This is a genomic window from Flavobacterium sp. UBA4197 (assembly GCF_002379575.1).
Taxonomy (GTDB): Bacteria; Bacteroidota; Bacteroidia; order Flavobacteriales; family Flavobacteriaceae; genus Flavobacterium; species Flavobacterium inviolabile.
Map to the genome: position 1 here is coordinate 246936 of NZ_DFUB01000033.1, position 11586 is coordinate 258521.

The 11586-nt window shown below is 41.0% G+C and carries 13 protein-coding genes; 10 read left to right on the forward strand and 3 right to left on the reverse strand.

Features of this window, described 5'->3' with window-relative positions; genetic code table 11:
• From B3394_RS17855 to B3394_RS17870, 4 genes are all read left to right on the forward strand, one after another.
• Positions 1-948, forward strand: coding sequence for a cbb3-type cytochrome c oxidase N-terminal domain-containing protein (locus tag B3394_RS17855; protein WP_286928196.1), 948 nt, complete (start codon positions 1-3; stop codon positions 946-948).
• 56 nt (positions 949-1004) lie between these two features.
• Positions 1005-2423, forward strand: a complete 1419-nt coding sequence (gene ccoG / locus B3394_RS17860; protein WP_286928208.1) for a cytochrome c oxidase accessory protein CcoG — start codon at positions 1005-1007, stop codon at positions 2421-2423.
• Between the two features lie 57 nt (positions 2424-2480).
• A complete protein-coding gene (locus B3394_RS17865; protein ID WP_177734200.1) occupies positions 2481-2933 on the forward strand; it encodes a FixH family protein in 453 nt (150 codons plus the stop codon).
• A 93-nt stretch (positions 2934-3026) separates the two neighbouring features.
• Positions 3027-3728, forward strand: a complete 702-nt coding sequence (locus B3394_RS17870; RefSeq protein WP_177734202.1) for a sulfite exporter TauE/SafE family protein — start codon at positions 3027-3029, stop codon at positions 3726-3728.
• Here B3394_RS17870 and B3394_RS17875 read toward each other — a convergent pair.
• Together B3394_RS17875 and B3394_RS17880 are read right to left on the reverse strand one after the other, a co-directional pair.
• A complete protein-coding gene (locus B3394_RS17875; RefSeq protein WP_286928213.1) occupies positions 3725-4300 on the reverse strand; it encodes a uracil-DNA glycosylase family protein in 576 nt (191 codons plus the stop codon). The two genes, B3394_RS17870 and B3394_RS17875, sit on opposite strands and share 4 nt — an antisense overlap.
• Before the next feature lie 60 nt (positions 4301-4360).
• A complete protein-coding gene (locus tag B3394_RS17880) occupies positions 4361-4654 on the reverse strand; it encodes a helix-turn-helix domain-containing protein (protein ID WP_286928219.1) in 294 nt (97 codons plus the stop codon).
• Between the two features lie 112 nt (positions 4655-4766).
• On the opposite strand from B3394_RS17880, the gene B3394_RS17885 reads away from it, so the two are divergent.
• Complete coding sequence (locus B3394_RS17885) at positions 4767-5216, forward strand: hypothetical protein (RefSeq protein WP_286928224.1); 450 nt, start codon at positions 4767-4769, stop codon at positions 5214-5216.
• Here the strand turns inward: B3394_RS17885 and hemN are convergent, their stop codons facing one another.
• Positions 5217-6578: an oxygen-independent coproporphyrinogen III oxidase gene (gene hemN, locus B3394_RS17890; protein WP_286928226.1), complete on the reverse strand. Its 1362-nt coding sequence runs from the start codon at positions 6576-6578 to the stop codon at positions 5217-5219.
• Positions 6579-6708: 130 nt separating this feature from the next.
• On the opposite strand from hemN, the gene B3394_RS17895 reads away from it, so the two are divergent.
• The 5 genes from B3394_RS17895 to B3394_RS17915 all read left to right on the forward strand — a co-directional run bounded on the left by B3394_RS17895 (position 6709) and on the right by B3394_RS17915 (position 11565).
• On the forward strand, positions 6709-7098 hold the full coding sequence (locus B3394_RS17895; RefSeq protein WP_177734212.1) for a rhodanese-like domain-containing protein: 390 nt from the start codon (positions 6709-6711) through the stop codon (positions 7096-7098).
• A 15-nt stretch (positions 7099-7113) separates the two neighbouring features.
• Complete coding sequence (locus B3394_RS17900) at positions 7114-7851, forward strand: sensor histidine kinase (protein ID WP_246297062.1); 738 nt, start codon at positions 7114-7116, stop codon at positions 7849-7851.
• On the forward strand, positions 7820-8542 hold the full coding sequence (locus B3394_RS17905; RefSeq protein ID WP_177734214.1) for a LytR/AlgR family response regulator transcription factor: 723 nt from the start codon (positions 7820-7822) through the stop codon (positions 8540-8542). Before B3394_RS17900 ends, B3394_RS17905 begins: the two co-directional genes overlap by 32 nt.
• 124 nt (positions 8543-8666) lie before the next feature.
• Positions 8667-10937 carry a cation:proton antiporter gene (locus B3394_RS17910; protein ID WP_177734216.1) on the forward strand — a complete coding sequence of 757 codons (2271 nt, stop codon included), beginning with the start codon at positions 8667-8669 and terminating at the stop codon, positions 10935-10937.
• Positions 10938-10998: 61 nt separating this feature from the next.
• Complete coding sequence (locus B3394_RS17915; RefSeq protein WP_177734218.1) at positions 10999-11565, forward strand: helix-turn-helix domain-containing protein; 567 nt, start codon at positions 10999-11001, stop codon at positions 11563-11565.
• Positions 11566-11586 lie beyond the last annotated feature (21 nt).

Sequence of the window (11586 nt, forward strand, 5' to 3'; positions counted from 1 at the left end):
ATGAAAAAATTTTTTCCAGTATATGTTAGAGTTCCGGTTTTGTTTGCCATCTTTTTTATGGCTGTGGAATTCTGTGTCGACTCCGGCGACAGACCTGCCTTTATAAAGTACCCTATGGTATCGGTGATTTTATTACTGTTCTTATTTGTATTGATTGCAATGGAAATGGTTTTAAAAGCGACAAATAATATATTAAACACTTTGCTGACGGAAGAACAACGTAAGCAAAAAGAAATTGAAGAAAATCAGCCATTTACAGAATCCGCATTTTACAAAGGGATAATGCAGAAATTAACGCGCTCCCGAAAAATGGAAGAAGAAGGTGAGTTAATGATGGATCATGATTATGACGGAATCAAAGAATTGGACAACGTTTTACCGCCATGGTGGGTGTACCTTTTCTATGCCTGTATTGCTTTTGCCTTTATTTACCTTATCAAGTTCCATGTTTTAGGACACGACGATCAGAAAGCGGAATATGAAAAAGAAATGGCAGAAGCAAAAATTGCAGTTGAAGAATACAAAAAAACAGCTCCGGATTTAATGGATAAAGAAAAAGTGACCTTATTAACAGATGGTGCTTCTTTAGCCGCAGGGAAAGCAATTTTTGAAACCAACTGTGTAGCGTGCCACCGTGCTGACGGAGGTGGAGGAATCGGACCGAATTTAACCGATGACCACTGGATTTTAGGAGGCGGTATCAAAAACGTTTTCAACACCATTATGGAAGGTGGACGTGACGGAAAAGGAATGGTTTCCTGGAAACCGATAATCAAACCTTCCGATATCCAGAAAGTAGCGAGTTATGTACTGAGTCTGCAGGGTACAAATCCTAAAGACGGTAAAGCGGCCGAAGGAGATGTATGGAAAGACGATAGTGCTCCGGCTTCGGATGCTGCTGCAAAACCGGCAGACAGCGCAAAAGTGGCGACAGTTGCTTTAAAATAAAAAAACAAAATATTGCAGGATTCGCATCCGGATCCTGCAATTAAAAAAGAAAGACCATGTCTAATATCCCTGATGAGAGTTTTAGAGATAGTATAGGAACTATTGATAAAGAAGGAAAAAGAGCTTGGGTTTTCCCAAAAATACCGAAAGGAAAATTCTATGAAAAAAGAAAATGGGTCAGTTACTTTCTGTTAGCCTTCCTGTTTTCAGCACCCTTTATAAAAATTAACGGCAACCAGTTTTTGCTGTTCAATGTACTGGAAAGAAAATTCAACTTTTTCGGATTCCCTTTCTGGCCCCAGGATTTCCACTTAGTGGTAATCTCAATGATTGTAGGAGTTGTTTTCGTAACACTTTTTACAGTAGCCTTCGGGCGTATTTTCTGTGGGTGGATCTGTCCGCAGACCATATTTATGGAAATGGTATTCCGCAGAATAGAATTCTGGATTGAAGGCGACAGAGGAGCGCAGATGCGACTGGCCAAACAGGAGTGGAATGCCGAAAAAATAAGAAAAAGAGTCCTCAAGTGGCTGGTGTTCTTTATCATTTCGTTTTTAATTGCCAATGTGTTTTTAGCCTATCTGGTGGGAAGTGAGCATGTATTGGGAATGGTAAAAGAAGGACCGTTTCACAATACCAGTACGCTGATTGCCTTATTGGTTTTTACCGCGGTTTTCTATTTCGTTTTTGCCTCTTTCAGAGAACAGGTTTGTATCATTGCCTGTCCGTACGGACGATTACAGGGCGTATTACTGGATAACAAATCGATAGTAGTGGCTTACGACCACGTTAGAGGAGAACGGGAAACCGGGCGGGCCAAATTCAAAAAAAATGAAGACCGTTTGCAACTGGGAAAAGGGGACTGTATTGATTGCCGGCAATGTGTAAATGTATGTCCTACCGGAATTGACATCCGTAACGGAACCCAGCTGGAATGTATTAACTGTACCGCCTGTATTGACGAATGCGACCACATCATGGAAAGCGTGAACCTGCCAAAAGGCCTGATCCGATATGCTTCCGAAGATGAGATCGTCAAAAAAGAAAAATTCGTCTTTACCGCAAGAATGAAAGGATATGTGTCCGTATTGGTTATCCTGATCACTGCTTTGGTAGGAATGCTGTTCCTGCGAAACGATGTGGAAGCAACCGTTTTACGTTTACCGGGACAGCTCTATGAACGCAAAGGAGAAAACATCAGTAATGTGTTTACTTTTAAAATAGTTAACAAAACGGTCCGGGATTTTAAAGATGTCCATTTTAAACTGGTAAGTCCGAAAGGAAAAATCATCATGGTGGGAAAACAAAATTTCACCATTAAAAAAGAAGGACTGGCTCAGGGAACTTTATTCATTGAAATAAATCCGGCCTTTTTAAAAGACGATAAAACAAAAGCAATAATTGAAGTATATGATGGTGATTTGCTGATTGAAACCACTACAACCAACTTTTTAGGGCCTAGAAGTTTCAATTAATCAAAAGTGGCTATAGCAGGAGTTTCAAATAACAGATTTTTATTTAAAAGAACTATTATGAAAATAAACTGGGGAACAAGTATCGTAATTGCATTCGGATTGTTCATGACCTTTATTTTATACTTTGTTTTCAAAGTACAGTCAGATAAGGATTATGACCATGAAATGGTTACGGAAGAATATTATAAAAAAGAAATGATCTTTCAGCAGCAGCTGGATAAAGAACAGAACGCAGCCGGATTAGCCGATAAATTATCGGTTAATGTGGAGCAGGAAGGTATTGTAGTTACTTTTCCGAAAAGCTTTAATAGTGCCAATATTAAAGGGAAAGTGTCCCTGTACAGACCGTCTAACCAGAAATTAGATTTCGAAACTCCGATTTCGTTGTCTTCTTCAAATTTGCTCATACCTAAAACAAATTTGGTAGACGGTCGCTGGGACATTACAATCGATTGGGAATATGACGGAAAAGCATATTTGAACAAGCAAGTAGTCAATGTCAATTTGTAGTTTTTGCGCTTGTAGTCAGGAGGTTTTTAAATAGGTTTTTAGGTTGTCTCCTCTTGGCTACAAGCTTAAAAATGATAAAACTAAAAATTAGTTATGTTGTTTTCAGCTTTCATTTTCGGATTGATCAGTAGTCTGCACTGCATTGGAATGTGCGGTCCGATTGCCATGATGCTGCCGGTGGATCGAAATAATCAGGCTAAAAAAGTGCTTCAGATTATGCTCTATCATATCGGACGCTTAACGGCCTACGGAACACTCGGACTACTATTCGGAATTGTCGGTAAGGGCCTTTTTCTTGCCGGAATACAACAGCAAATATCTATTATTGCCGGTATTTTAATGATTACAGTCGTACTCATACCGGAAAAAATATTCGCCCGTTACAATTTTTCAAAACCCGTGTACCGGGTCATCTCCAAAGTAAAAACAAGTCTGGGCAGCCAGTTCCGAAAAAAAAGCTATAAAGCCTTATTTACCATAGGCCTCTTAAACGGATTCCTGCCATGTGGTTTGGTCTATGTCGCACTTTTTGGTGCGATTGCCATGCAGCATGAAGTACTGAGCGTTACCTATATGCTTCTGTACGGACTGGGAACCATCCCGATGATGAGTGCGGTAGTTTATCTTTCCAACCTGGTGAGTATGCCTGTTCGCAATAAAATTCAAAAAGCCATACCTTATGTAGCCGTTTGTATCGGAATGCTGTTTATCATGAGAGGATTAGGATTGGATATTCCTTTTGTTTCGCCTAGCAATATGAGCCTGTTTGTACGCGGAGAGGCACATTGCGGCTAACCGGCAAGCGCTTTACGGACAATTGCCCGTAATTCGGGTATGATTTCTGCTTCAAACCAGGGATTCTTTTTCTGCCATATCCTGTTTCTTGGCGACGGATGTACCAGCGGCAGAAACTTCGGTAAAAACGTCTGGTAATGCGACACATTCTCCGTTAGCGTAGCGAAAGAACGCTCTTTCAGGTAATACTGCTGTGCATACGCCCCGATTAGTAATATAAGCCTTATATCCGGCAATGCCGTGATAATTTCCGCATGCCATTTCGGCGCACATTCCGGTCTTGGTGGTAAATCGCCCGATTTTCCACGTCCCGGAAAACAAAATCCCATCGGAACAATCCCGAAAATCTCCGTATCATAAAACTGTGCTTTGTCCACATTCAGCCATCGCCGCAATTCATCGCCGCTGGCATCATTCCACGGAATTCCGCTGTCATGCGCTTTCTGCCCCGGAGCCTGACCCACAATCAGTATTTTAGACTGTTTGCTGAACGAAAGTATCGGCTTGGGTGCATACGGCAAAAAATCGCTGCATATCGTGCAGGCGCTTATCTTTTCCAGTAAAGTATCCATGTTGAAATCGTTTTGGCTTACACAAAGATAACGAATCAGGATTGCAATGCTGTTGCCTGTTTACTCCGGATCGTTCCTGGATAAAGAATCCGGTTTGGAATCTTCAGCCGGAAAAATAAGATCTTCCGGAACAAAACCTTCCGAAAAAAAATCGGCTAAGGAAACAGAATAATATTCACACAAAGTGTAAAGGGTAGAGAGCGTTAAGTTTTGAATACCCATCTCAATTCTGGAGATATTGATCCCGGTATCCATATCGACGTCTTCCTGCCGGATATTCCTGATGTTACGAATGTATTTCAGTCTTTTCGCAAGCGCTTTTAGTAAAGTAGGATGTTTGATTTGTTGCTTCATAGGTCAACAAATTTTACTAAATAAATATTACAATATTCACTACTTATAAGTAGTAATTTGTTAAATTGCTAAGAAAACAGGTATGCTCAAAAAGAAAATAAAATATATCGGAATGGCTTCTTTTATAGCGGTAGTGACCTTGTTTATCATAACCAATATTTGGCTGCTGTATTCGGAACATACCGGTACCATCAGCAAAAGCGGTATAAAAATGAGGAGGGATAGCGGGACGGCTCATGCCGGTGGATCCGATGTAGGCTTTCGGCTCACACCGGAATTATTATGGCTCATTTGTAATGATTCAATAATAGGAGACTGCCGTTTCCGCAATAGAAAAGTTATCGTGAGCGGTACGATACTGGAGGAAGGCCGCGACATCGACAACACTTCCTATATTGTATTAAAGGCAGGTAAAATAGAAAATATAGGGTGCTATCTGATCAGCCGCACCCATCCGGCAGAAAAACCGGCATCGGTTGGTGATGTTGTAACGGTTTGCGGAACCTACAAACAATACCTTTTTAACAGTATTGTTATCATTGATGCCGAAATAATAGAATAATTATATGGTCATGGAAAACAACTGCGTTTGCGGTGCTTTTCTTTTTAGACGCAAATCGAAAGCCATACAGATATTGCGGACAAAGGGTTTTCCTTTTTCGGTTACAAAAATGGTATTGTTCTCAATTTTCACCAAATCATCATTTTCCATTTCCTGTAACTGGTCAATTACCTGTTCGATTTCCGGAAAACTGGTTTCCGGCGTCCATGACGTTTCAAAACGGCACATTAGGTTCAGGATATGGCGGCGGATAATAAGATCTTCTTCGGTTAAAAGATGCCCTTTAAATACCGGAAGCTCGTTATTGTCCAGGCGGGCATAATAATCTTCCAGTGTTTTTTCATTCTGCGCAAAAGCATACCAGCTGTCGCTGATGGAAGAAACACCAAGCCCGATCATCAGCTGCGTTTTAGAAGACGTATAGCCCATAAAATTGCGATGCAGTTTTCCCTGTTTAAAAGAATCGTACATGCTGTCGCTTTCAATGGCAAAATGATCCATCCCGATTTCGTGGAAACCGTTTTTTTGCAGGATCATTTTTCCCACTTCATATAACTGGCGTTTTTTCTGATCTTTCGGAACATCTTCGTCCTTAAATCCCCGCTGTCCGTTTCCTTTGATCCACGGCACGTGTGCATAGCTGTAAAAAGCAAGCCGGTGTGGCGCCAGCGATTTTGTTTTTTCAATAGTATCAACCACATCTTTCAGTCTTTGGAACGGCAAACCGAAAACCAGGTCGTGCGAGATAGAAGTATAACCGATCTCTTTTGCCCAGAAAGTAACTTTGGCCACATTGTGGAAAGGCTGTTCCCTGTGGATGGCTTTCTGAACCCGTTCGTTATAATCCTGAACGCCGAAACTTACCCTGCGGAAACCCAGATCGTATAATTTTTGCAAATGTGCCCGTGTGGTATTGTTAGGATGTCCTTCAAAGCTGAATTCGTAATTATCGGCTCTTTGGGCTCTTTTAAAAATACCCAGCAATAACAATTCTAAGTTGGCTGGTGAGAAAAAAGTAGGCGTACCGCCACCCAGGTGAATTTCCTTGATGAGCGGTGTTTCCGGCAAGGCATCACAATACAAATCCCATTCCTTTAAAACGGCCTGGATGTACTTGTCTTCCACATCATGACGTTTTGTAATACGCTTATGACAGCCGCAAAAGGTACACAAACTCTCGCAAAAAGGTAAATGAATGTACAGGCTGATTCCTTCTGTTGCATTACTTTCGGTAAACGATTTTACAAAACTTTCCTTCCATTTGGCTGTACTGAAACTTTGCTCATCCCAGTAAGGAACGGTCGGGTAACTGGTATATCGGGGTCCGGGGACGTTGTATTTTTGAACCAATGAGATTGCCATAGTTGATGTGATTTTTCAAATTCAAAATTACGCCGGGCAGCTTCGCGAAAAAATGATATTTATCATACCGAAAACATTAACAAAGGGCTACTCACTTTTTTTGTACTTTTAGACCTTGAAAATTACCCTCATGAAAACAAAAATTTTTAGTCTGCTATTCTTTGTCTTCTTTTTAACAGCTTGCCAGGCGCAGGTAAAAAAAGGAACGCAGCTGGTTGCTCCGGATGCTTTTGAAAAAACAATCACGGAAAACAAAGGACAGCTAATCGATGTGCGTACGCCTAAAGAATACAATTCCGGACATTTGAAAGGAGCAAAAAACCTGCACCTTTACGACCAGGACTTTAGCCAGCGTGTTGACAAACTGGACAAAAAACAACCGGTATATGTATATTGCAAAGCGGGTGGCAGAAGTGCCGAAGCTGTTGAAATTTTACAGCAGAAAGGATTTCAGAAAATCGTAGAACTGGACGGTGGTATGGATGCCTGGAATGACAGTAAAAAACCGGTTCAGAAATAAACTAGCGTGACAAAACTGGATTACATATTGTTACTGTTATGCCTGCTTACCTTGTGTTTCGTGGGCTATTTGCTGTACCGTTTGAAACGTTTGGAAAAAGAAAAGAAATACATGCAGGTCAAGTATGTCGATTTTGAAGAACGCTTTAATCACCTGCAACTGGAAACACTGGAATCCAAGTTAAATCCGCATTTGTTTAAAAACATACTGAATTCCATACAGTCGCATGCCTACCAGACCTATTTTGCAATGGATAAATTATCCAACGTACTGGATTACATACTGTATGAAAGCCGGCAGCGTTTTGTGAGTCCGAAAGAAGAAATTGACTTTGCCCTGAACCTGATTGAAATCAATAAAATCAAAATCAGTCCGTTGTTTGCGCTGACAATCAAAAAGAAAATTGACGAAAACGACAGCATGTACCACCAGCGGTTACTGGCACCTTTAATTTCGATCGATTTAATCGAAAATGCATTTAAACATGCCGATTTACAAAGTTCGGATGCGTTTATTACCGTTGTGATCGAATTAAAAGCCAATGTGTTTTCCCTGACGGTCTCCAATAAGATTTCCAATAAAATGACGTTTAAAAAAGAAAACAGCGGTTTGGGTTCCGAAACGCTGGAGCAACGTCTGAAAATTATTTATAAAAACCATTACAAACTGGACAAATTCGTTGAAGGAGATGTCTATTTTGCCCATTTAAAAATTAACTTACGTGAGCACAAAACTCAAATGCTTGCTTCTTGACGACGAATTACCGGGATTAACCTATCTCAAAATGCTCTGTGAGCAAATTCCGGAACTGGAAGTGGTACGCGCCTTTAATAATCCCGAAACCTTTCTGGCGGAATGCCGGGAATATGAATTTGACGTGTTGATTTCCGATATTGAAATGCCGGGAATGAACGGTCTGCAGGTAGCGAATCTGCTGCAGGACAAAGCAGTCATTTTTACAACAGCCTATAAAGATTTTGCAGTGGAGGCTTACGAGCTTGATGCGGTGGACTATGTCGTGAAACCCATTAAAAAAGAACGTTTGCAGCAGGCAGTACAAAAAGTGCTCAAACGCGTGGAAAGTTCTGCCAAAACCGTTAAAAAACACTTACAGCTCAATACCGATAAAGGCAAAGCCATATTACCGATAGAACAGATATTCTTTATCAAATCGGCAGAAACCGACAGCAGGGATAAAATCATTTATTTACAGGACCTTACCAAACTGGTTGCTAAGAACTATTCGTTCGATAAATTGCTGAAACAGCTTCCGGCCGAAGAGTTTTGCCGCGTCAATAAAAAAGAAGCGCTGGCTATTAAAAACATCCAGTTCTATTCCCACGATGAAATTACGGCATCCCTGACGGCATCAAACGGAAAACCGTTCAGCTTTAGTTTGAGTGAAAGCTACCGTTCGGAGTTTCTGGAAAAAGTTAAGATTTAAATTTCATTACATTTTTTTACCGTCTTGTTACAAGTCGCGTTTCAAATAGTGTCAATTTGTTTTTTTTCAATTCATTATATAGCACCTTTGCGCTAAAATAAGTGTAAGCCAAAAAGATAACATCATGAAAAACTTCAAAAACAGTTTCTTCTACATTGGAATAATCGGTGTAACATCAGCTTTGATGTATTGGATTGTACAAAACGGAAAAGGATTAGAAGCCGGCCGCCATATCGTAGTCGCTAATTCCGGAAACAGCCAATGGCAGGAATTTCTAAGCTCTTTAACGCATAACTTAACGCATCCGCTGGCTATATTACTGGCACAAATCGTAACCATTATATTCGTTGCCCGTTTGTTCGGGGAACTGTGCAAAAAAATAGGACAGCCAATGGTAATTGGTGAAATCATCGCCGGTATTGTCCTTGGTCCCTCTTTGGTAGGAACCTATTTCCCGGAATTTTCGGCCGCCTTGTTCCCGGAAGCTTCGCTGGGGAACTTACAATTCCTGAGCCAGATAGGACTAATCTTGTTCATGTTTGTAGTAGGGATGGAACTGGACCTGAAAGTACTGCAAAACAAAGCTAAAGAAGCAGTGGTAATCAGTCACGCCAGTATCGTGATCCCGTTTACCTTAGGACTGGTTTTAGCCTATTTTATCTATACACAATTTGCACCGGACGGTGTTGAATTCCTTTCTTTCGGACTGTTTATCGGGATTGCAATGAGTATTACCGCCTTTCCGGTTTTAGCCAGAATTGTACAGGAAAGAGGATTGCACCGCACCAAACTGGGCGCAATGGTAATTACCTGTGCCGCAGCCGATGATATTACGGCATGGTGTATCCTGGCAGCGGTGATCGCGATTGTAAAAGCAGGTTCTTTTTTAAGTTCCCTGTACATTATCGGGCTGGCCATCGTGTATGTGATCCTGATGTTAAAAGTAGTACGCCCGTTCCTGAAAAGAATCGGCGATTTATATACCAGTAAAGAAAGCATCACCAAATCGGTAGTCGCAATTTTCTTTTTAACCTTGCTGATTTCGTCTTATGCTACCGAAGTAATCGGGATCCACGCGTTATTCGGCGCTTTTATGGCAGGAGCCATTATGCCGGAAAACATGCGATTCCGTAATATTTTCATCGAAAAAGTAGAAGATGTTTCCCAGGTAATGTTATTGCCGCTGTTCTTTGTATTTACCGGTTTGCGCACGCAGATAGGCTTACTGGATGATCCGTATTTATGGAAAGTATGCGGATTGATTGTCCTGGTTGCCGTAGTGGGTAAATTTGTGGGAAGTGCGCTCACGGCAAGATTTGTCGGGCAGAACTGGCGCGACAGTTTAACCATTGGGGCCTTAATGAATACCCGCGGACTGATGGAACTGGTGGTGTTAAACATCGGTTATGATTTAGGCGTTTTAAAACCCGAAATCTTTGCGATGATGGTTATCATGGCTTTGGGAACAACCCTAATGACCGGACCGGCGCTGGACCTGATCAACTTTATTTTCAAAACGAAAAACGATATCATTCCGTCCGAGATCAGCCAGATCAGCAAATACAAAGTACTGGTTTCGTTTGACACACCCGAAGAGGGAAGAGGCTTGCTACGTTTAGCCAATACTTTTGTAAAGAAGATGAAAAAAAATGCGATGGTTACCGCCATGCACATTCCGCTTAGCAACGAAGTGAACCCGTTTAATGTGGAAGAATTCGAGGAACAATGCTTTAAGCCGATTTTAGCGGAATCGAAAGAACTGAAACAAAAGGTAACCACCCTGTTTAAAACATCAACAGATATCGATTCGGATGTGATTGAAGTGTCCAATAAAGGAGAATTTGACCTGGTTCTGATCGCGTTGGGACAATCCATCTTTGAAGGAACCTTACTGGGGAAAATTTTAGGATTTACAACCCGTATCATCAATCCTGAAAACCTGTTGAACAAATTCACCGGAAAGGAAAAACTATTCGAAAATTCGCCTTTTGACGAACGTACGGAACAGATCCTGGCCAAAACGGATGTTCCGGTTGGCGTATTGGTCGATAAGAACTTTGAAAAAGCAGACCGCGTTTTTGTAACGCTTTTTGATAATTCGGATGCCTTTTTAATTGATTATGCCCAGAAACTGATTGCCAATGTAGAATCGCAGGTTACCGTACTGGATGTAGTGGGGAATATCAAAAACAATGCGACCATTAAAGAAGGCATTCGCGCGATCGAACAACAGGCACCGAATCATATCAAATTATTGAACGAACGTAAAATAGAAAAAGATTTCCTACAGGAGCAGGATCTGATGATTATCAGTGTGGACAGCTGGAAAAAACTGGTTGAATCCAGAAGTACATGGCTGAACAATACGCCGTCACTTTTAATTCTGAAGCCTTAAAACTTAGTTAAGAATTTAAAATACCGTTGGCAAATTGTATTTTTGACAGTAAATTTACAGTATGATGAAAATTGCAGTCAAGAATATGGTTTGCCAGCGTTGCGTTTTAGCCGTTACGCAAATTTTAGATAAAATCGATCTTCCGTACCAAACCGTTATTATGGGCGAAGTGACGCTTGCTGACGATATGCCTGCCGAACAAAAATTAAAGCAGTTTTCTGATGAACTGGAAGCCATCGGGTTTGAAATCATTGACGATAAGCGCAAACAGCTCATTGAAAAAGTGAAAGGGGCAATCATCAACTTTATTCACTACGATCAGGAAAAAACAAAACTCACCCTTTCCGAATTCCTGTCGGACAAAGTGCAATACGACTACAATTATCTGAGCAGCCTGTTTTCTGAAATGGAAGGTATTACCATTGAAAAATACCTGATCAACCAGAAAATAGAAAAAGTAAAGGAACTGATCGTTTACGATGAACTTTCCTTAAAACAAATCGCCGATTTACTGGGTTACAGCAGCGTAGCCTACCTGAGCAATCAGTTTAAAAAAGTAACCGGACTAACGCCATCCCACTTCAAAAACATCCGTTCCGAAAAAAGAATCCCTTTAGATAAAGTGTAAATCTTACAACTCTATTGTAAA

Excerpts from the sequence above, each read along its gene's own strand:
- B3394_RS17855 (WP_286928196.1), top strand. The coding sequence starts at position 1 with ATGAAAAAATTTTTTCCAGTATATGTTAGAGTTCCGGTTTTGTTTGCC.
- ccoG (WP_286928208.1), top strand. The coding sequence starts at position 1,005 with ATGTCTAATATCCCTGATGAGAGTTTTAGAGATAGTATAGGAACTATT.
- B3394_RS17865 (WP_177734200.1), top strand. The coding sequence starts at position 2,481 with ATGAAAATAAACTGGGGAACAAGTATCGTAATTGCATTCGGATTGTTC.
- B3394_RS17870 (WP_177734202.1), top strand. The coding sequence starts at position 3,027 with ATGTTGTTTTCAGCTTTCATTTTCGGATTGATCAGTAGTCTGCACTGC.
- B3394_RS17875 (WP_286928213.1), bottom strand. The coding sequence starts at position 4,300 with ATGGATACTTTACTGGAAAAGATAAGCGCCTGCACGATATGCAGCGAT.
- B3394_RS17880 (WP_286928219.1), bottom strand. The coding sequence starts at position 4,654 with ATGAAGCAACAAATCAAACATCCTACTTTACTAAAAGCGCTTGCGAAA.
- B3394_RS17885 (WP_286928224.1), top strand. The coding sequence starts at position 4,767 with ATGGCTTCTTTTATAGCGGTAGTGACCTTGTTTATCATAACCAATATT.
- hemN (WP_286928226.1), bottom strand. The coding sequence starts at position 6,578 with ATGGCAATCTCATTGGTTCAAAAATACAACGTCCCCGGACCCCGATAT.
- B3394_RS17895 (WP_177734212.1), top strand. The coding sequence starts at position 6,709 with ATGAAAACAAAAATTTTTAGTCTGCTATTCTTTGTCTTCTTTTTAACA.
- B3394_RS17910 (WP_177734216.1), top strand. The coding sequence starts at position 8,667 with ATGAAAAACTTCAAAAACAGTTTCTTCTACATTGGAATAATCGGTGTA.
- B3394_RS17915 (WP_177734218.1), top strand. The coding sequence starts at position 10,999 with ATGATGAAAATTGCAGTCAAGAATATGGTTTGCCAGCGTTGCGTTTTA.